Consider the following 18,036-nt stretch of genomic DNA (forward strand, 5'->3'; position numbering starts at 1 on the left):
GCGCCGCGCCCGCGGGACCTTCCCGGCGGGCGCGGCGCGCGACGTGTCACGGGCGGGCAACTCAGCCAAGCCAGTGCTGCACGGCCCAGGTGATCCCGTAGCCGCCGGCGATCAGCCACACGTACAGGATCAGGCCGGTCATCAGCGCGCGCGGGCCGGCCGCGCGGATCTGCGCCACGCGGGTTTCGATGCCGAGCGCGGTCATGGCCATCGTCAGCGCGAAGGTGTCGAGCACGTTCAGCCTGTGCGTGACGTCCGTCGGCAGCACGTTCAGCGAGTTGACGATCACGAAGCCGAGGAACCCGAGCGCGAACCAGGGCACGGCCACCTTGCGCTTGCCCTGCGCGCCGCCGGCGGTGGCGCGGGCCGAGCGGGCGAGCCACCAGCCGAGCACCAGCAACACCGGCACCAGCAGCATCACGCGCGTCATCTTGACGATCGTCGCGATGTGCGCGACCTGCGGGCTGATGTCGCTCGCCGCGCCGACCACCTGAGCGACCTCGTGGATCGTGCCGCCGAAGAACAGGCCCAGGCCGGCGGGGTCGAGATTCAGCAGACCGGCGTGATAGGCGATCGGGTACAGGAACATCGACAGCGTGCCGAACAGCACGACGCTGCCCACGGCCATCGCGCTCTGGTGCGGCTTCGACTGCAGCGTCGACTCGAACGCGAGCACGGCGGCCGCGCCGCAGATCGCGCTGCCGGCGGCGGTCAGCAGCGCGGAATCGCGGTCGAGCTTCATCAGCTTCATGCCGGCCCAGGTGCCGATCGCGAGCGTGCTGATGACGACGAGGACCGACACCGTGAGGCCCGGCAGCCCGACCTGCGCGATTTCCTGCAGGCTCACGCGCAACCCGAAGAACGCGACCGCGATGCGCAGCAGCTTGCGCGCGGAGAAGTTGACGCCGGCCGCCCAGCTCGCCGGCATGCCGTCGCGCAGCGCGTTGCCGTACAGCGCACCGGCGACGATGCCGACGATCAGCGGCGACAGGCCGAGCCCCGCGATCGCGGGAAGCTGGGACAGGCTCGTGACGGCGGCGGCGAACAGCGCGACGAACAGCACGCCGTTCAACTGGCCGCGCATCGACGGCGCGGCGGGGCTGAGATGGGGAATCGGGGCAGTGGACATGGAAGCACCGTGATGGAGCGTGTTGCGATGCTGTAATCCTAATTTCGTTATATCGATATGAAAAATTGTGATTTGTGACGTAAACTATCCGGAAAGCCGATAATTTATCCCCATGACCCCGGATCAACTGATAACGTTCGCAGCCGTCGCCGAACACCTGAACATCAGCCACGCCGCCGTGGCGCTGCATCTGTCGCAGCCGGCCGTGTCGGGCCAGTTGCGGCTGCTGCAGGACGAATTCGGCGAGCCGCTGTACCAGCGCGAAGGCCGCGGCATCCGCCTGACCCCGATCGGCGAACAGCTCGCGCAGTACGCGAAAGCGCAGCGCGACACGTTCGCGCAGGCGCGCGCGTTTCGCGACGCGGTGCGCGGCCTGGAAGCCGGCACGCTGCGCATTGGCGCGAGCACGACACCCGCGAGCTACCTGTTGCCTTATCTGATCTCGGCGTTCCAGCCGCGCGCCCCGCGCGTGGCGATCCACACGATGAGCGGCAACACGGCCGACGTGGTCGCGGCGCTGCCGTCGCTCGACATCGCGATGATCGAAGGGCCGCCCGGCGAGGCGCTGCCGCCGGGCACCGCGGTGCACGCGTGGCGCGAGGACGAGATCGTGGCGATCGTGCCGACCGGGCATCCGCTGGCCGCGCCCGAATACGCGCCGGGCGTCACGCTCGACGCGCTGGCGGCCCATCCGCTCGTCCTGCGCGAGGCGGGCTCCGCCGTGCGGCAACTCGTCGAGCGCGCGTTCGCGCAAGGCGCGGCGCCGATGCGTGTCGCATTCGAGATCGCGGGTGTCGAGGCCGTGAAGGAAGCCGTGCGTGCCGGGATGGGCGTCGGGTTCGTGTCCGCGATGTCGCTGCGTCACGACGATGCCGCGCTCGTCCTGCGCTCGCTCGCGCCCGCGCCGCTCACGCGTCACTTCTCCATCCTCGTGCCGCACGGCGGCGCGCCGTCGCGGGTCGCCGCACAATTCCTCGAAATGAGCCTCGCGCACGATATCGCCTGAACCTCGCCGGAACGGCCGAAGCCGGCCCGGGCATGCGTGATGCGTACCGTCGGAACGTGCGTTCGCGCCATGCCCCAACTTAGGGATTTCCTCTATGGCGTGGGTTCGAGGCGAAGCGCACCATCCGTCTCAAGCAAATGGAACCGGTTCCATTCCGGGGAAAAGAGGGCAGAATGACAGACATCGTGATCGTGGCGAGCGCATTCGGGATGGACCGCGTGCGTCAGGAGGGCCACAGCGCATTCGTCGCGACCGCGGCGGCGTCGGGTGCGACGGGTTTCGAGGTGCGGCGCGAACTGTTCGCGTCGGAAGCGGACGCTGCGCCCGGCGCGCTCGCCGCGCTGGGTGCGCTACTGGCCGGCCACGGGCTGTGGTCGGTCTATTCGACGCCGGCCAACCTGTACACGGAAACGGGCGCGCTCGATGCGGATGCATTGCGCGGCGCGCTTGCGGAAGCCGACGCGCTCGGCGCGCGCTTCGTGAAATTCCAGCTCGGCGGCTTCGCCGGCGACGCGCACGCGGCCGACATCGTCGCGCTGTCGCGCGGCGCGAAGGCCCGCGTGGTGGTCGAGAACGGCCAGCTTCCGGTCGGCGGAGCGCTCGCGCAGTTCCGCGGCCTGTTCGATGCGTTGGCCGCCGCGGGTATGCCCGATGCGCTCGGGATGACGTTCGACATCGGCAACTGGCAGTGGCCGGGCGAAGCGCCGCTTGATTGCGCACAAGTGCTCGCGTCCCATGTGGAATACATTCACTGCAAGGCCGTCGAGGGCGAGGGCGCGCGCCGTTTCGCCGCCGCGCCGGCGCCGAACGACCCGCTCGTGACCGGCGTGCTCGCGGCGCTGCCGCAGCAGGCGCCGCGCGGCATCGAGTTTCCGTTCGACGCGGCCGACCTGGCGGGCGATGCATGCCGGCGAGTCGCGTGGCTCGCAACCGCGTGACGGCAGAAGGATCCTGGAGAGTTCATTCATGAAAGCAGCACTCGATGTCGTGACCTACGGCGAAGCGATGGCGATGTTCGTCGCGACCGAGCCCGGTCATCTCGCGCATGCGACGCAATTCGCGAAGCGGATCGCGGGCGCCGACCTGAACGTCGCGATCGGCCTGTCGCGGCTCGGCTTCCGGGTCGGCTGGATGAGTCGCGTCGGCCGCGATTCGTTCGGCGGCTACGTGCTCGACACGCTGGCGCGCGAGGGCATCGACGCATCGTGCGTGACCGTCGATCCGCGCTACCCGACCGGCTTTCAGCTCAAGTCGCGCAACGACGACGGCGGCGACCCGACCGTCGAGTATTTCCGCAAGGGTTCGGCCGCGAGCCACCTGTCGTGCGACGACTACGTGGCCGACTACGTGCTCGGCGCGCGCCACCTGCACCTGACGGGCGTCGCGCCGGCGATCTCCGCGACGTCGTGCGAGCTTGCGTTCAAGCTGGCGCGCGAAATGCGCGCGGCCGGCAAGACGATCTCGTTCGACCCGAACCTGCGCCCGACGCTGTGGCCGTCCGCCGACGTGATGGCGAAGACGCTGAACGCGCTCGCGTCGCTCGCCGACTGGGTGCTGCCGGGCATCGCCGAAGGGCGGCAGTTGACCGGGCACGACACGCCGGCCGATATCGCGGGCTTCTATCTCGCGCAAGGCGCGCGCGGGGTGGTGATCAAGCTCGGTGCCGAAGGGGCGTATTACCGGACGGCTGACGGCCGTGACGGAACGGTGGCCGGCGAGCGTGTGCGGAACGTCGTCGACACGGTCGGCGCCGGTGACGGCTTCGCGGTCGGCGTGGTCAGCGCGCTGCTGGAAGGGAAGACGATCGAGCAGGCCGTGGCGCGCGGCAACCGCATCGGCGCGCTTGCGATCCAGGTGATCGGCGACTCGGAAGGGCTGCCGACCCGTGCCGCGCTCGATCGATTCGAAAACGTCACCAATCACGCCGATCGCTTAGAGGAAACCTTCACCGCGCAATGAGAGGCCGGACACGGCACAATCCGCGGACTCATTTAGTCGTGCATGTATGGGATCGGAGTAAGCGTTAAAGCACTAACTCTGGTCTACCGCGAAGCATGGGATCGGAGTAAGGGCTAAAGCGCGAACTCTGGTCTACCGCGAAGCATGGGATCGGAGTAAGCGCTAAAGCGCTAACTCTGATCGACCGCGAAGCATGGGATCGGAGTAAGCGCTAAAGCGCTAACTCTGATCGACCGCGAAGCATGGGATCGGAGTAAGCGCTAAAGCGCTAACTCTGATCGACCGCGAAGCATGGGATCAGAGTAAGCGCTAAAGCGCTAACTCTGATCGACCGCGAAGCATGGGATCAGAGTAAGCGCTAAAGCGCTAACTCTGATCGACACAGGAGACATTCTGATGGCCAATACACTCGCTGCCCGCCGCTGGTGGACGATCATGCCGATCGTCTTCATCACCTACAGCCTCGCCTACCTCGACCGCGCGAACTACGGGTTCGCCGCCGCAGCCGGCATCAACCAGGACCTCGGGATCAGCAAGGGCCTGTCGTCGCTGATCGGCGCGCTGTTCTTCCTCGGCTACTTCTTCTTCCAGATCCCCGGCGCAATCTATGCGGAACGCCGCAGCGTGAAGAAGCTCGTGTTCGTCAGCCTCATCCTGTGGGGCGCCTGCGCGGCACTCACGGGCGTGGTCAGCAACATCCCGTCGCTGATGGCGATCCGCTTCGTGCTCGGCGTCGTCGAGGCGGCCGTGATGCCCGCGATGCTGATCTACATCAGCAACTGGTTCACGAAGAACGAACGCTCGCGCGCGAACACGTTCCTGATCCTCGGCAACCCGGTCACCGTGCTGTGGATGTCGATCGTCTCGGGCTATCTCGTGCACGAATTCGGCTGGCGCCACATGTTCATCGCCGAAGGCGTGCCGGCCGTCCTCTGGGCCGTGTGCTGGTGGTTCCTCGTGCAGGACAAGCCGGCCGATTCGCCGTGGCTCAACGCGCAGGAAAAACGCGACCTCGACGCCGCGCTCGCGGCCGAGCAGGCAGCGATCAAACCCGTGCGCAACTATGGCGAGGCATTCCGCTCGCCGGCCGTGATCAAGCTGTGCGCACAGTATTTCTGCTGGAGCATCGGCGTGTACGGCTTCGTGCTATGGCTGCCGTCGATCGTCAAGAACGGCTCCGACCTCGGGATGGTCGCGACCGGCTGGCTGTCCGCGCTGCCGTATCTCGCCGCGACGATCGCGATGCTCGCCGCGTCGTGGGCGTCCGACAAGGTCGGTTCGCGCCGTGGCTTCGTGTGGCCGTTCCTGCTGATCGGCGCGGCCGCGTTCGCCGCATCGTACGCCCTCGGCTCGTCGCATTTCTGGATCTCGTATGCGCTGCTGGTCGTGGCCGGTGCCGCCATGTACGCGCCGTACGGCCCGTTCTTCGCGATCGTGCCGGAACTGCTGCCGAAGAACGTCGCCGGCGGCGCGATGGCGCTGATCAACAGCATGGGCGCGCTCGGCTCGTTCGTCGGCTCGTACTTCGTCGGCTACCTGAACGGTGCGACCGGCTCGCCCGTCGCGTCGTACGCGTTCATGAGCGCCGCGCTCGTCGCCGCGGTGATCCTCACGCTGTCCGTCAAACCCCAGGCGCCCGATACGCATCCGCTCGCGGCGCCGCTGCAAGGAAAATGAATCAGATGAAGCCCCGTATCGTCGCGTACAAGCCGCTGCCCGATGACGTCCTCGCGTACCTGCGCGAGCATGCGGACGTCGTGCAGGCCGACGGCGCCGCAGCCCTCGCCGATGCGCTCGGCGACGCGGACGGCGCGATCGGCGCGAGCCTGAAGGTCACGCCGGACATGCTCGACCGCGCACCGCGGCTGAAGGCGTGGTCGACGATTTCGGTCGGCTACGACAACTTCGACGTCGCGGATCTCACGCGGCGCGGGATCGTGCTCGCGCATACGCCGGACGTGCTGACCGAATCGACCGCCGATACGGTGTTCTCGCTGATCCTCGCGTCCGCGCGACGCGTGGTCGAGCTGGCCGAGTGGGTGAAGGCAGGCCACTGGCATCGCAGCATCGGCCCCGACCTGTACGGCACCGACGTGCAGGGCAAGACGCTCGGCATCGTCGGGCTCGGGCGGATCGGCGGCGCGGTCGCGCGCCGCGCGGCGCTCGGCTTCCGGATGCAGGTGCTGTATGCGAACCGGTCCGCGCATGCGGAAGCCGAAACGCAGTACGGCGCACGGCGCGTGACGCTCGACGAACTGCTCGCGCAAGCGGATTTCGTGTGCCTGCAAGTGCCGCTGTCACCCGAAACGCACCACCTGATCGGCGCGGCCGAATTCGCGAAGATGAAACGCGGCGCGATACTGATCAATGCATCGCGCGGGCCGGTGGTCGACGAAGCCGCGCTGATCGATGCGCTGCGCGCGGGTACGATCCGCGGCGCGGGGCTCGATGTGTTCGAGAAGGAACCGCTGGCCGCGGATTCGCCGCTGCTGCAGATGAAGAATGTCGTCGCGCTGCCGCATATCGGCTCGGCGACGCACGAGACGCGCCACGCGATGGCGCGCTGCGCCGCGGAAAACCTGGTCGGCGCGCTGGCCGGCACGCTGCGCACGAATCTCGTCAATCCGGATGCGCTCGCACGCGCCTGAGCCGCGGCGGGTAACGGGCCGACCGCGAGCGGGTGCCCGCCCGGCGGCCGGGCGGCTTCGTTAGAGTCGATGGTCTTGGTGCCGGAGGGCTGGCTGCGTTATGATCCCCGCGCGTCGTATCGACGGCACGGCAGCGCTGCCGGCGGCGTCTCGCGACGGGTATCCGCGCCAGGTCCGGTGCGGCCGACTGCTTGTGCACGTGACCGGGGCGGGTGCCGACGCGCCGGCGCCGATCGACCGCGAAGCATGGGATCCGCGCAAGCGCTGAAGGGCGGACGCCGATCGACCGCGAAGCATGGGATCCGCGTAAGCGCTGAAGCGCTAACGCGGATCGACAGGAGATTCCACCGGGTGGCTTACGTTTCCAACAACAAAGATCCGTCTGCTCACGACGCGGCGCGGATCGAACGTCGCGAGGCACGACAGTGACCGATTCGCAACCAACCACAACGCGTCCGGCGACGATCAGCGATGTCGCGCGCGAAGCCGGCACCGGCAAAACCAGCGTGTCGCGCTACCTGAACGGCGAGACGCACGTGCTGTCCACCGATCTGCGCCAGCGGATCGAAGCGGCAATCGCGCGGCTCAACTACCGGCCGAACCAGATGGCGCGCGGGCTCAAGCGCGGCCGCAACCGGCTGCTCGGCATGCTCGCAGCCGACCTGACCAATCCCTATACCGTCGAAGTGCTGCAAGGCGTCGAGGCTGCCTGCCAGGCGCTCGGCTACATGCCGCTGATCTGTCACGCGGCGAACGAAGTCGAGATGGAGCGCCGCTTCCTGCAGCTGCTCACGACCTACCGCGTCGAAGGGCTGATCGTCAACGCGCTCGGCGCCGACGAGGACGTGCTGCGCCCGCTGCGCGGGGCCGGCATCCCGGCCGTGCTCGTCGACCGGACCGTCGAGGGCTTCGAGGCCGACCTGATCGGCCTCGACAACGCCGACGCGATCGAGACGGCACTCGCGCACCTGATCGAACACGGTTTCGACGCAATCCATTTCGTCGTGCAGCCGTTCGAGCGCGTCAGCTCGCGGCGCCTGCGCGAGGCCGCATTCCGCGCGGCACTCGGCGCGCGCGGGCTGACGGTGCCGTCGACGGTCGTGCTCGACCTGAACGAGCCCGATGCGACCGCGGCGGCGTTCGCCGACATCGATGCCCGCATCGACGACGCGGCACGGCGCGGCGTGCGCGCGGCGCTGTTCGCCGCGAACGCGCCGGTCGCGCTCGCGATCGCGCGCCACCTGCGCGCGCGTTTCGGCGCCGCATGGCAGCAGAAGGCGGCGCTGCTGTCGATCGACGATCCGGAATGGGCCGAGCTGATCGGTATCACGACGATCCGGCAGCCGACCTACGAAATCGGCTACAAGGCCGTCGAATTCGTGCACGAGCGGATCGACGGCGCAGCGGGCGACGTACGCGTCTCGCTGTTGCCCGGCGAGCTGGTTGTGCGCGCGTCGACCGCAAGCTGAGTATCATTCGGGGCACGCAGCGCGTCAGGTGCGCTGCCCCGAACAAGGAAATACATGACTGTCGCCCCCGTCACGCTGGCGGTGCTGATCGCCGCCACGCTGATCATCGCGCTCCTGCCGCTCGTCCTCTTCCGTATCCTGCGCAAGCCGCTTGCGCTGAACCGCCGCGACACGATCGTCGGCGTGGCCGTCTTCACGCTGTTCGCGATGATCCTCGAACGCGCATTCCACGGGCTCGTGCTGAGCCAGACGCCGCCCGACGGCTGGCTCACGCAGCCGCTCGCGTTCGTCGCGTACAGCGCGCTTGCGACCGCCGTGTTCGAGGAAGCCGGCCGTTATCTCGGGATGCGTTTCCTGAACCGCCGCTACGGCGCGTCGGCCGGCGACAGCCGCGGAATCGGCTACGGGATCGGCCACGGTGGCGCCGAAGCGTGGTTTGTCGGCGTACTCGTGTGGGGCCAGTGGTCGTATCTCGCGTGGCTCGCGAGCCGCGGCCAGCTCGAGACCCAGCTCGCCGATCTGCCGGGCGATACCGTCGTGCGGCTGCACGTGATGCTCGCGACGCTGTCGGCACAGTCGATCCTGCTGTTGCTGCTCGAGCGCTGCGCGGCGTTCGTGCTGCAGCTTGCGCTGTCGGTGCTGGTCTGGCGCGGCGTGCGCGCCGGCCGCGCGGGCGTGTTGCCGCTCGCGATCGTGCTGCATGCGCTGGCAGCCGCGCCGGCGCTGCTGTACCAGGTGCGCGTGCTGCCGGCCGGCTGGGTCGAGGCCGTGTATTTCGTGCTGGCCGCGCTTCTGGTCGTCGTGCTGGTGAAGACGTGCCGGCCGTCGCAATCGGCAGCCTGACGGGAGAGACGGGATGGACGACTATCTGATCGAATGCCAGAGCGCGGAATTCGACGCGCTCGCACGCGTGATCTGCGATCTCTTTCCGGAGCAGACGCGGTTCGCCGAAAGCAGCGACGCGCGCGGGCGGTTCCTGTCCGTGCACTGGCTCGCGATGCGTTTCGGCGCGACGCCGAAGCGGATGACGCTCGATATCCGCATCGTGCCGGCGGCACTCGCGCGCTATCTGGCACTCAAGCCGATGCAGCGCGCGCGCAGCCATGCGGTGCTGCATGCGTATACGGAAGCGATGCTCGGGTCGCTCGAGGAGCGCCACGCGGCCGGCGAGGCCGTCGAGCGCGACGCCGAACTCGAACTCGACGAAGACTTTGCGTGATCGTTCGCGCCGGCGCGATGCCGGCACGACGCGTCACGCGTCGCGGTAGACCTGCGCGAAGCGCTGCGCCTGCACGACACCGTAGTCGCCGGGCGCGTATTGCATCACCCAGTCGCCGGCGACGCCGCGCAGCGTGTCGCCGTTTTCCGAGCGGGCGATCGTGAACGGCTCGTCCATCCGGCGGGCGAGCACGACGGCCGGCCGGTTCCGGTAGGCGCCCGGTGCGCCGTGTGCGAGTGCCGGATCGGCGGGCAGGTATTTGGCGTCGAAGCGCGCGCGCGACACGACCCAGCGGTCGCCGGTGGAGCCCGTGATCAGCGCGTCGCCCGCCACATAGCGGTTCGGGCCTTCGAGGCTCATCAGTTCGCCGTCGGCGTCCGCGAAGGAAACGGCGACGGTTTCGTCCTTGACGACGCGACGGGCCTGCGGATCGGTACGCAGGTCGATGTGCTTGAGTTCGAGCATGGCGGGGAAGTGCGGGAAAAGCCGGGAGCTTATCCCGAATCCGGCGCGCCGTGTGACGCGCCGGTCGCCTGTAGCGGTGCCGTTCGGCCCGGACGGGCCGTGTGCGGTGCCGGCGGCGCCGGCAGGGCGGGCGTCAGGGCTGCGCGGGTGCGCTGGCGGCCGGCGCGGCTGCCGCCTTGCCTTCCTTGCCCTTCGTCTTGCCCTTGCCACGATGCTCGCCGCCGTGGTGCAGCCAGCTGCGGAACGTCGTGTCGGCCAGTGCCTTCTGGTCGGCCGGGAAACTCTCGTAGAGCGGTGCGAAGGCGTCGGCGAGCTTCTTCGCGCCGTCCGCGTTCGCCTGCGACAGTTCCGCATACTGCTTCATGTCGTCGAGTGCGGAGACGTCGTGCTTGGCCATTCGTTCACGATAGAGGCGGCCCATCGTGTCGCCGTTGCCGCGCATCGTGTCGGCGAACGTCTTCCACTGCGGCTCCTGCGCCGACGTGATCTTCAACTGGTCGTGCAGGTACTTGATGCGCTGCTCGACGCGGGCTTCATGGCGCGCCTCGCGCTGCTCGGCGGTCGGGGCCGAAGCCGCGGCTGCGGTCGTCGTGGCCTGAGCGGGCGCTTGCGGCTGCGCCGGGGTTTGCGCGAACGCGCTGGCTGCAACGGCGAGCGTAGCGAGGGTGAGCGAGATTTTCTTCATGGTTGGCTCTCCGGGGTGGTGTCTGGCGAGCGGGCGCGGCGGCAATTGCCGCAAGCACGCATCTCGCATCGCCAGCTATTAGTAGCACGTTGAGTGCGGCGCAGCAGTGAATGCGACACTTGCTTACATCCGATACGAATCGAAATTGAAAGGTTCGAATCGGTTCCGGGCGATGCCGTTTGGGCGGGCCGGCGTTCGGCGCTATCATCGCGTCACCTTCCACTTTGCCGGCACGTCGTGCCCCGGCCCAGCCTCATGCGTCCACCCCGCCTCGACCAACTCGACGATCTCGACCGGCAACTCGTCGCGCTGCTGCAGGCCGATGCGCGTGCCAGCGTCGCGGATCTCGCGCGCCAGCTCGACGTCGCGCGCACGACGGTCGTCGCACGCATCGCGCGGCTCGAACGGACCAACGTGATCGCCGGCTACAGCGTCCGGCTCGGGCAGGACGTGCTCGACGCGAGCATTTACGCGTATGTCGGCATCATCCTCACGCCGAAGTTCGGCAAGGACGTGTTGCGCAAGCTCGACCGGATGCCCGAGGTGCAACTGCTGTGCGCGGTGAGCGGCGAGTACGACTACGTCGCATGGCTGCGCGCCGATTCGCCCGAACGGCTCAACGACCTGCTCGACCAGATCGGCACGCTCGAAGGCGTCGAGCGCACGACGACGTCGATCATCCTGTCGCGCAAGATCGATCGCGGGACGATCGGCGGCTGACGTTCAGGCGCGGTGTTCGTTGCACCGCGCTTGTTGCGCTGCCGTATCGGCCCGACATAGAGCCGCTCGCATCGCGGCATGACGATCGTGTCGATCGACAGCGTGCGTTCAATGCGATGCCGCACGATGAAGATCGCCGCGAGCGCGCCGCGTTGATCGTCGCGCTCGCGTGGAGGCTGACGTTCACTTCGACGATGAGCAGGTCGGTGATCCGCGTACCGACGATGTTGACCAGCACCACCGTTGGCTGGCAGATCCACGACACCTCGCAGTGCGTACGCAACTGCATCCACAACGCAATCGCGAGCCGCGACGCCATCGCGATGCGCGCGACGATCCGGCCGGGCCCCACGTTGAGCGCGAGATAGTCCGCGCCGGTTTCGCCGACCGTGGTCGACATGATCTTGCCGATCCGGAGCGACAGCGCGACGTCGGGCACCTTGGTCAGCCAGTGCCGCGTGCGTTCGGCGGGCAGGGATTGCATGCGATGCCTCCTCGGCAATCGTGTAGTCGGCATGCAGTCTGGCTCGCGAGACTTTGGCCAGTCACGGCAGGCCCGTAACGGGTGAAAAAACCTCATTTCGACGTTTCGACGAAATGTGTCGTCGTAACGTCGAAATTATCGGTCGTTTCGCATCATTCTTCGTCTTGGAACTGATTTTGCGCGTCCCTAAACTGTGTTCATGGCTCGACGCCGTCCACTACATCACACCCATCATCAGGAGATAAGCGCATGAAAATCGCCATCGTCGGCGCAGGTCTGATCGGCCACACCATTGCTCACATGCTGCGTGAAACGGGCGACTACGAAGTCGTCGCGTTCGACCGCGATGCGGATGCGCTCGCGAAGCTGTCGCGCGAAGGCATCGCGACGCAACGGGTCGATTCGGCCGACGCGAACGCGATTCGCGAAGCAGTGAAGGGTTTCGATGCGCTCGTCAATGCGCTGCCTTATTACCTCGCGGTCAACGTTGCCGCCGCCGCGAAGGCTGCCGGCGTCCACTACTTCGACCTGACCGAAGACGTGCGCGCGACCCACGCGATCCGCGAGCTGGCCGAAGGCTCCGACCGTGCGTTCATGCCGCAGTGCGGCCTCGCCCCGGGCTTCATCGGTCTCGCCGCGCATGAACTGGTGAACGGCTTCAGCGAAGTGCGCGACGTGAAGATGCGCGTCGGCGCGTTGCCCGAGTATCCGACCAACGCGCTGAAGTACAACCTGACGTGGAGCGTCGACGGCCTGATCAACGAATACTGCCAGCCGTGCGAAGCGATCCGCGACGGCCGCAAGCAGTGGGTGCAGCCGCTCGAAGGCCTCGAGCACTTCTCGCTCGACGGTACCGAATACGAAGCGTTCAACACGTCGGGCGGCCTCGGCACGCTGTGCGAGACGCTGTCGGGCAAGGTCGAGACGCTCGACTACAAGTCGGTGCGCTACCCGGGCCACCGCGATCTCGTGCAGTTCCTGCTCGAGGACCTGCGCCTGTCGACCGATCGCGACACGCTGAAGTCGATCATGCGCCGCGCGGTGCCGTCGACGAAGCAGGACGTCGTGCTCGTGTTCATCACCGTGACGGGCGTGAAGGACGGCCAGCTGGTGCAGGACGTGTTCACGCGCAAGATCTTCGCGAAGGACGTGTGCGGGATGCACATGAGCGCGATCCAGATCACGACGGCCGGCGCGATGTGCGCGGTGCTGGATCTGTTCCGCGAGAAGAAGCTGCCGCAAAGCGGTTTCATCCCGCAGGAAAAGGTGTCGCTGAAGGCGTTCCTGTCGAACCGCTTCGGCAAGCTGTACGAAGGCGGCACGATGGAGCGCGTGCACGCGGTGGCCTGACCGTCCGCCAGCCTCCGGCACGAGGGCCGTACGACGCCGGGAGCGCAGCAGCGCTTCCGGCGTTGTCTTTTGCGGGAACGAACAGGAGGGGCGATCAGGCCGGCAGCGGCGGGACGATTGTCGTCGCAGGCGGAGGCGGCGCGATGCGGTACAGCAGCGTATCGATGTCGGCGTCGGATGGCGCGGTGTTGTCGAACATCACGATGCCGTCGCATTCATGGCCGGTCGGTACGAAGCGGCGCTGCCGGTATTCGTCCCAGTGCGCGAGCTTGTAGGCATCGTTCGGGTTGCCGCGCGCGACGATCCGCTGGTGCGCGACGTCTTCCGACGTGTAGACCCAGACGACCGTCAGCGTGACGTCGGGGGAGATGCCGAGCCATGCGCGGTCGAGAATGCGGCGATCGCGCACTTCGCGCGACAGCGGGCCGACGACGAGCGCGCCGATGCCCAGCGCGAGGTTTTCACGGGCCGTGTCGAGCAGGCCCTGGTATTCGGGATCGCGCAGATGCTTCAGGTAGAGCGGGCTGTCGCGGTCGTTCGGATCCTCGGTGAGCGCACCCATTGCGGCCGAGCTGTAGCGGCCATACAGCGTGTCCTTGTCGAGCAGGCAGAAGGCCTCGCCGGTCGCGCGCATCAGCGGCCCGATGAGCCGCTTCGCGAGCGTGGTCTTGCCGGTGCCGGCGTGACCGCAGAAGAACACCAGGTGCGTCACGAAGCCTTGCCTCCCGGCTGCGGGCTCGGCGCACCGTTGCGCTTGTCGCCGCGCGAGAACACTTCCGCCTCGAGCCACATCGCGTTGATGATGCCGAAGCCGAGCGCCACGCCGATGCCGAGTATCCACGAGAAATACCACATGGGTCTGTCTCCTTGACGGTTGGGCCGCAGTGTCCTGGTGCGCGTGCTGCGGCGCACGCAGCCCGATCATGACCAATATCGTCGTGCCGCGCAAGCCGGGCCGCCCGCGCAGCAAACCGGTAAACTGATGCGCAAACCGCAACATCAGAGACACCATGCTGATCAACTGTGCTGCATACCAGGACGGCCGCAAGCTGGCCGACATCGATATCGACGCCATCAGCGACTACGTGTCGAAGCCCGAATGCTTCGTGTGGGTCGCGCTGAAGGATCCGACACCCGAGGAAATCGACCTGATGGGCGAGGAGTTCGGGCTGCACGAGCTCGCACTCGAGGATGCCCGCAAGGGGCACCAGCGGCCGAAGATCGAGGAGTACGGCGATTCGCTGTTCGCGGTGCTGCATACGGTCGAGCTCGATGACGACGGCGAATTCAAGGTGGGCGAGCTGAACGTGTTCGTCGGCCCGAACTACGTGCTGTCGATTCGCAATCACACCGAGCAGGACTTCCGCGACGTGCGCAAGCGCTGCGAGCACGAGCCGCATCTGCTGCGGGAAGGCTCGGCGTTCGTGTTCTACGCGCTGATGGACCAGGTCGTCGACCGCTATTTCCCGATCCTCGAAACGCTCGGCACCGAGCTCGAGGAACTCGAGGATCGGATCTTCGCGAAGGCCACGCCCGCGTCGTCGCGCGCGATCATCGAGGATCTCTATTCGCTGAAGCGCCGGCTCGTGACGCTGTACCAGCACACGGCGCCGCTGATCGAGCCGCTCGCGAAACTCACCGGCGGACGCGTGCCGCAGGTCTGCAGCGGGATGGCGGCTTATTTCCGCGACGTGTACGACCATCTGCAGAGGATCGTGAAGACGATCGAAGGGCGCCGCGAGATGGTCGTCACGGCGATCCAGGTCAACCTCGGGATGATTTCGCTGGCCGAGAACGAAGTGACGAAACGGCTCGGTTCGTTCGCCGCGCTGTTCGCGATACCGACGATGATCGCCGGCATCTACGGGATGAACTTCGCGAACATGCCCGAGTTGCACCTGAAATACGGTTTCTACGGCTGTATCGCGGTGATGGTCGTCGCCGACTTCGCGCTGTGGTGGCGCTTCAAGCGGGCAGGGTGGCTGTAGTCCTGCGTCGCGGCTAGCGCGGGGCGTGCTTGCCGATCACGACGCGCCACGGACGCACACGCCACGATTTCACGAGGCCGTTCTGCACATACGGATCGGCGCGCGCGAACGACTCGGCCGCCTCCGGCGAATCGCCTTCGAACACGAGTACGGCCTGATCGGCCGGGTCCGACAGCGCGCCGGCGAGCACGAGTTCGCCGCGCTCGGTCGCGGCCTGTGCCAGCGCGAGATGTTCGGCGCGGAACGGTTCGCGCCGCGACAGGTAATCGTCGACGAGTTCGTAGATCAGCTGGTAATGCATGCGTGGCTCCGGGAAGGGGGCGGCGGCGCGGTCGTCGTGTCGGCTCGGCTGCCGGTCGGTCTGTTGCGGCCAGTATAGGACAGCCGGGTGGCCGGCGCGTCGCCAACGGGAGCGTAATCCTGTTCTCGAGATTGCAACTAACGGTCAGTCAACTCAGCGACCTGAAATCCTGACCGCGGTCGCGCCTTTGATCCCACCGCTTTTTCTTCGTGTTTCGCAGGGCAGGGAGACGCGGTCAGCATCGACGATGCGGCCACGTCTGCAGGGCAGGCCCTGGCGGAAGCTCGATGTATGCGCCGCGGCCGCACCGGCGGCCCGCGCCTACGCCTTGTATCCGATCGTGCGCAGCAGATCCTTGCGCCAGCGCACGTCGTCGTCGTCTTCGACGCCGAGCGGCGGAAAGCCGTCGACGACACCGGCGATCCCGCGCCCCTGCGCGCTTTCCGCGACGATCACGTCGGTCGGGTTCGCGGTCGCGCAGTAGATCCGGCAGACCTCCGGCACGGCCTTGATCGCATTGAGCACGTTGACCGGATAGAAACCGTCGCCGAGGAACACGATGAACGCGTGACCGGCGCCGATCGCAAGGGCGTTGCGGCACGCGAGCTCGACGAGTTCCGCATCGGTGCCGGAGCGGCGCACGAGACGCTTGCCCGATGCCTCGCAGAACGCGAGCCCGAAACGAATGCCCGGCACGGTGCCGACCAGCGTCTCGTGGATGTCCTCGACGGACTTGATGAAATGCGACTGGCCGAGGATGAAATTTACGGCCTCGGGTTTGTCGATGGTGACGGTTTCGAATTGCAGCATGGCGGACCTCGTCTGGCGATGCGGCGCGCGCGCCGCAATGGGCTCTCCAAGCTTAGTACGCGGCGGCTGGCGTCGAAAGCGACGCGTCCTATCCTTGGTTGTGTAGGGCGCGCGAGCGCGAATGCAACGGAGGGCAACATGGACGTGCGACACGGCTTCGTCGACTGCGTGGGACGCACGCCGTTGATCCGGCTGGCGAAGCTCAGCGCGGAAACGGGCTGCGAAATCCTGGGCAAGGCGGAATTCATGAATCCGGGCGGTTCGGTGAAGGATCGCGCGGCGCTCTACATCATCCGGGACGCCGAGCAGCGCGGCGCGCTGAAGCCGGGCGGCACCGTCGTCGAGGGCACGGCGGGCAACACGGGCATCGGTCTTGCGCACATCTGCGCGGCGCGCGGTTATCGCTGCGTGATCGTGATTCCCGACACGCAATCGCCGGACAAGATGGCGATCCTGCGCACGCTCGGCGCCGACGTGCGCCCGGTGCCGGCGGCGCCGTATCGCGACCCGAACAACTATCAGAAGATTGCCGGGCGGCTCGCGGACGAACTCGACAACGCGGTATGGGCCAACCAGTTCGACAACGTCGTCAACCGGCAGGCGCACTACGAGACGACCGGACCGGAAATCTGGCGCGATACGGCGGGCACGGTCGATGCGTTCGTCTGCGCAACCGGCACGGGCGGCACGCTGGCGGGCGTGAGCCGCTACCTGAAGGAGCAGAATCCTGAGGTCCGGATCGTGCTGGCCGATCCGCACGGAAGCGGGCTCTACGGTTACGTGAAAACGGGCGACCTCGGTGCCGAAGGCAGCTCGATCACCGAAGGCATCGGCTCGACGCGCGTCACCGCGAATCTGGCCGGCGCACCGATCGACGACGCCGTGAGGATCGACGATTCGCAGTGCGTGACGATGGTCTACCGGCTGCTGCGCGAAGAAGGGCTGTACGTCGGCGGATCGAGCGGAATCAACGTCGCGGCGGCGGTCTGGCTGGCCCGCAGGATGGGCCCGGGGCATACGATCGTGACTTTGCTGTGCGATCGCGGCGACATCTATCGTGCTCGGCTCTTCAACCGCGAATGGCTGCGCGAAAAGGGGCTGGAATCGGGGTTGGAACCAGAACGGGCACCCGAATGAGGAAGGGGTGAGGCGGCGTTTCCATTGGCTCGAATGCGACCTATGCTGAACAAATCCGGAGCGAACGCCGTTCGCCCGATTCGCCCAGACGAGGTGTGCCATGCCAGTATCAGCCACCCTGCAGGATTGCCTGCGCCAGAAGTCATCGCGGTACGAAGTGGTGTACCACCCCTATAGCCATACGAGCATGGAGACGGCCGCCGCCGCGCATATCCCCGGCGATCGCCTCGCGAAAACCGTGCTCCTCGAAGACGACGAAGGCTACGTCGCAGCCGTTTTGCCGACCACGCACGCCGTGCGCCTGTCGGATCTCTGGGTGAAGACGGGACGCCATCTCGTGCTCGCCCGCGAGGTCGAACTGCGCGAGCTGTTCAAGGATTGCGACATGGGTGCGCTGCCGCCGGTCTGCATGGCGTACGGCATGAAGACGTTTCTCGAGGAACGTCTCGCACAGCAGCCGGAAGTCTATTTCGAGGCCGGCGACCACGAAGCGCTGATCCACATGATGCAGGATGAATTCCTGACGCTGATGGAGACGGCCGAGCGTGCGCATTTCTCGCACAAGATGCAGGGCATGCAGTCCTGACGCTTGCGGTGCACGGGCATTTGTCGGTGCGAGTGTGACAGGGTTGCAGGTCTTGTCAGCGGGATGGCCGTCGGATAGTT

The 18,036-nt window shown here is 67.0% G+C and carries 21 protein-coding genes; 13 read left to right on the top strand and 8 right to left on the bottom strand.

Features of this window, described 5'->3' with window-relative positions:
* Positions 1-61 precede the first annotated feature (61 nt).
* Positions 62-1,129 (bottom strand): YeiH family protein, encoded by a 1,068-nt coding sequence (locus ABIC51_RS06065; protein ID WP_175899140.1) that lies wholly within the window; start codon positions 1,127-1,129, stop codon positions 62-64.
* A gap of 112 nt (positions 1,130-1,241) precedes the next feature.
* Between ABIC51_RS06065 and ABIC51_RS06070 the strand changes: the two genes are divergently transcribed.
* The 8 genes from ABIC51_RS06070 (at position 1,242) to ABIC51_RS06105 (ending at position 9,430) form a co-directional block, all read left to right on the top strand.
* Positions 1,242-2,135, top strand: coding sequence for a LysR family transcriptional regulator (locus ABIC51_RS06070; RefSeq protein ID WP_060174532.1), 894 nt, complete (start codon positions 1,242-1,244; stop codon positions 2,133-2,135).
* A gap of 173 nt (positions 2,136-2,308) precedes the next feature.
* Complete coding sequence (locus ABIC51_RS06075) at positions 2,309-3,073, top strand: IolE/MocC family protein (RefSeq protein WP_027787317.1); 765 nt, start codon at positions 2,309-2,311, stop codon at positions 3,071-3,073.
* Between the two features lie 28 nt (positions 3,074-3,101).
* Entirely contained in the window at positions 3,102-4,094 is a 993-nt protein-coding gene (locus ABIC51_RS06080) for a sugar kinase (protein ID WP_175899142.1), read from the top strand.
* A 396-nt stretch (positions 4,095-4,490) separates the two neighbouring features.
* On the top strand, positions 4,491-5,771 hold the full coding sequence (locus ABIC51_RS06085; RefSeq protein ID WP_021160915.1) for an MFS transporter: 1,281 nt from the start codon (positions 4,491-4,493) through the stop codon (positions 5,769-5,771).
* A gap of 5 nt (positions 5,772-5,776) precedes the next feature.
* Complete coding sequence (locus ABIC51_RS06090; RefSeq protein ID WP_021160916.1) at positions 5,777-6,742, top strand: NAD(P)-dependent oxidoreductase; 966 nt, start codon at positions 5,777-5,779, stop codon at positions 6,740-6,742.
* A gap of 425 nt (positions 6,743-7,167) precedes the next feature.
* The gene (locus ABIC51_RS06095; protein WP_027787319.1) at positions 7,168-8,211 is read left to right on the top strand and encodes a LacI family DNA-binding transcriptional regulator; all 1,044 of its coding nucleotides are present in this window, start codon (positions 7,168-7,170) and stop codon (positions 8,209-8,211) included.
* A 54-nt stretch (positions 8,212-8,265) separates the two neighbouring features.
* Positions 8,266-9,054, top strand: a complete 789-nt coding sequence (locus tag ABIC51_RS06100) for a YhfC family intramembrane metalloprotease (RefSeq protein WP_146252758.1) — start codon at positions 8,266-8,268, stop codon at positions 9,052-9,054.
* Positions 9,055-9,067: 13 nt separating this feature from the next.
* Positions 9,068-9,430, top strand: a complete 363-nt coding sequence (locus ABIC51_RS06105; protein ID WP_050015466.1) for a DUF3022 domain-containing protein — start codon at positions 9,068-9,070, stop codon at positions 9,428-9,430.
* Positions 9,431-9,463: 33 nt separating this feature from the next.
* On the opposite strand, the gene ABIC51_RS06110 is transcribed toward ABIC51_RS06105, so the two are convergent.
* Positions 9,464-9,895: a PGDYG domain-containing protein gene (locus tag ABIC51_RS06110; protein WP_021160921.1), complete on the bottom strand. Its 432-nt coding sequence runs from the start codon at positions 9,893-9,895 to the stop codon at positions 9,464-9,466.
* A 133-nt stretch (positions 9,896-10,028) separates the two neighbouring features.
* Complete coding sequence (locus tag ABIC51_RS06115) at positions 10,029-10,580, bottom strand: Spy/CpxP family protein refolding chaperone (RefSeq protein WP_027787322.1); 552 nt, start codon at positions 10,578-10,580, stop codon at positions 10,029-10,031.
* 255 nt (positions 10,581-10,835) lie between these two features.
* Between ABIC51_RS06115 and ABIC51_RS06120 the strand changes: the two genes are divergently transcribed.
* Positions 10,836-11,300, top strand: coding sequence for an Lrp/AsnC family transcriptional regulator (locus tag ABIC51_RS06120; RefSeq protein ID WP_006481526.1), 465 nt, complete (start codon positions 10,836-10,838; stop codon positions 11,298-11,300).
* Here ABIC51_RS06120 and ABIC51_RS06125 read toward each other — a convergent pair.
* Positions 11,257-11,784, bottom strand: a complete 528-nt coding sequence (locus ABIC51_RS06125; protein ID WP_226128748.1) for a COG4705 family protein — start codon at positions 11,782-11,784, stop codon at positions 11,257-11,259. The genes ABIC51_RS06120 and ABIC51_RS06125 overlap by 44 nt on opposite strands.
* 249 nt (positions 11,785-12,033) lie before the next feature.
* Between ABIC51_RS06125 and ABIC51_RS06130 the strand changes: the two genes are divergently transcribed.
* Positions 12,034-13,134, top strand: coding sequence for a saccharopine dehydrogenase family protein (locus ABIC51_RS06130; RefSeq protein WP_011352168.1), 1,101 nt, complete (start codon positions 12,034-12,036; stop codon positions 13,132-13,134).
* Between the two features lie 94 nt (positions 13,135-13,228).
* On the opposite strand, the gene ABIC51_RS06135 is transcribed toward ABIC51_RS06130, so the two are convergent.
* The gene (locus ABIC51_RS06135) at positions 13,229-13,846 is read right to left on the bottom strand and encodes a P-loop nucleotide/nucleoside kinase family protein (RefSeq protein ID WP_060174527.1); all 618 of its coding nucleotides are present in this window, start codon (positions 13,844-13,846) and stop codon (positions 13,229-13,231) included.
* Positions 13,843-13,989 carry a cytochrome bd-I oxidase subunit CydX gene (gene cydX, locus ABIC51_RS06140; RefSeq protein WP_027787324.1) on the bottom strand — a complete coding sequence of 49 codons (147 nt, stop codon included), beginning with the start codon at positions 13,987-13,989 and terminating at the stop codon, positions 13,843-13,845. Before cydX ends, ABIC51_RS06135 begins: the two co-directional genes overlap by 4 nt.
* 155 nt (positions 13,990-14,144) lie before the next feature.
* On the opposite strand from cydX, the gene corA reads away from it, so the two are divergent.
* Positions 14,145-15,122 carry a magnesium/cobalt transporter CorA gene (gene corA / locus ABIC51_RS06145; protein ID WP_027787325.1) on the top strand — a complete coding sequence of 326 codons (978 nt, stop codon included), beginning with the start codon at positions 14,145-14,147 and terminating at the stop codon, positions 15,120-15,122.
* Positions 15,123-15,135: 13 nt separating this feature from the next.
* Here the strand turns inward: corA and ABIC51_RS06150 are convergent, their stop codons facing one another.
* Together ABIC51_RS06150 and ABIC51_RS06155 are read right to left on the bottom strand one after the other, a co-directional pair.
* Positions 15,136-15,423 carry a YciI-like protein gene (locus ABIC51_RS06150; protein WP_021160928.1) on the bottom strand — a complete coding sequence of 96 codons (288 nt, stop codon included), beginning with the start codon at positions 15,421-15,423 and terminating at the stop codon, positions 15,136-15,138.
* A 321-nt stretch (positions 15,424-15,744) separates the two neighbouring features.
* Positions 15,745-16,233, bottom strand: coding sequence for an adenosine-specific kinase (locus ABIC51_RS06155; protein ID WP_124671933.1), 489 nt, complete (start codon positions 16,231-16,233; stop codon positions 15,745-15,747).
* A gap of 138 nt (positions 16,234-16,371) precedes the next feature.
* Between ABIC51_RS06155 and ABIC51_RS06160 the strand changes: the two genes are divergently transcribed.
* A complete protein-coding gene (locus ABIC51_RS06160) occupies positions 16,372-17,370 on the top strand; it encodes a cysteine synthase A (RefSeq protein ID WP_027787327.1) in 999 nt (332 codons plus the stop codon).
* Positions 17,371-17,470: 100 nt separating this feature from the next.
* Positions 17,471-17,956: an aminoacyl-tRNA deacylase gene (locus ABIC51_RS06165; protein ID WP_027787328.1), complete on the top strand. Its 486-nt coding sequence runs from the start codon at positions 17,471-17,473 to the stop codon at positions 17,954-17,956.
* The last annotated feature ends 80 nt before the right edge of the window (positions 17,957-18,036 follow it).

It is taken from the genome of Burkholderia sp. 572, assembly GCF_040545135.1.
GTDB lineage: Bacteria > Pseudomonadota > Gammaproteobacteria > Burkholderiales > Burkholderiaceae > Burkholderia > Burkholderia cepacia.

Excerpts from the sequence above, each read along its gene's own strand:
- ABIC51_RS06115 (WP_027787322.1), bottom strand. The coding sequence starts at position 10,580 with ATGAAGAAAATCTCGCTCACCCTCGCTACGCTCGCCGTTGCAGCCAGC.
- ABIC51_RS06070 (WP_060174532.1), top strand. The coding sequence starts at position 1,242 with ATGACCCCGGATCAACTGATAACGTTCGCAGCCGTCGCCGAACACCTG.
- ABIC51_RS06120 (WP_006481526.1), top strand. The coding sequence starts at position 10,836 with ATGCGTCCACCCCGCCTCGACCAACTCGACGATCTCGACCGGCAACTC.
- ABIC51_RS06130 (WP_011352168.1), top strand. The coding sequence starts at position 12,034 with ATGAAAATCGCCATCGTCGGCGCAGGTCTGATCGGCCACACCATTGCT.
- ABIC51_RS06125 (WP_226128748.1), bottom strand. The coding sequence starts at position 11,784 with ATGCAATCCCTGCCCGCCGAACGCACGCGGCACTGGCTGACCAAGGTG.
- ABIC51_RS06155 (WP_124671933.1), bottom strand. The coding sequence starts at position 16,233 with ATGCTGCAATTCGAAACCGTCACCATCGACAAACCCGAGGCCGTAAAT.
- ABIC51_RS06085 (WP_021160915.1), top strand. The coding sequence starts at position 4,491 with ATGGCCAATACACTCGCTGCCCGCCGCTGGTGGACGATCATGCCGATC.
- ABIC51_RS06065 (WP_175899140.1), bottom strand. The coding sequence starts at position 1,129 with ATGTCCACTGCCCCGATTCCCCATCTCAGCCCCGCCGCGCCGTCGATG.
- ABIC51_RS06080 (WP_175899142.1), top strand. The coding sequence starts at position 3,102 with ATGAAAGCAGCACTCGATGTCGTGACCTACGGCGAAGCGATGGCGATG.
- ABIC51_RS06110 (WP_021160921.1), bottom strand. The coding sequence starts at position 9,895 with ATGCTCGAACTCAAGCACATCGACCTGCGTACCGATCCGCAGGCCCGT.
- ABIC51_RS06105 (WP_050015466.1), top strand. The coding sequence starts at position 9,068 with ATGGACGACTATCTGATCGAATGCCAGAGCGCGGAATTCGACGCGCTC.
- cydX (WP_027787324.1), bottom strand. The coding sequence starts at position 13,989 with ATGTGGTATTTCTCGTGGATACTCGGCATCGGCGTGGCGCTCGGCTTC.
- ABIC51_RS06100 (WP_146252758.1), top strand. The coding sequence starts at position 8,266 with ATGACTGTCGCCCCCGTCACGCTGGCGGTGCTGATCGCCGCCACGCTG.
- ABIC51_RS06150 (WP_021160928.1), bottom strand. The coding sequence starts at position 15,423 with ATGCATTACCAGCTGATCTACGAACTCGTCGACGATTACCTGTCGCGG.
- ABIC51_RS06075 (WP_027787317.1), top strand. The coding sequence starts at position 2,309 with ATGACAGACATCGTGATCGTGGCGAGCGCATTCGGGATGGACCGCGTG.
- corA (WP_027787325.1), top strand. The coding sequence starts at position 14,145 with ATGCTGATCAACTGTGCTGCATACCAGGACGGCCGCAAGCTGGCCGAC.
- ABIC51_RS06090 (WP_021160916.1), top strand. The coding sequence starts at position 5,777 with ATGAAGCCCCGTATCGTCGCGTACAAGCCGCTGCCCGATGACGTCCTC.
- ABIC51_RS06165 (WP_027787328.1), top strand. The coding sequence starts at position 17,471 with ATGCCAGTATCAGCCACCCTGCAGGATTGCCTGCGCCAGAAGTCATCG.
- ABIC51_RS06160 (WP_027787327.1), top strand. The coding sequence starts at position 16,372 with ATGGACGTGCGACACGGCTTCGTCGACTGCGTGGGACGCACGCCGTTG.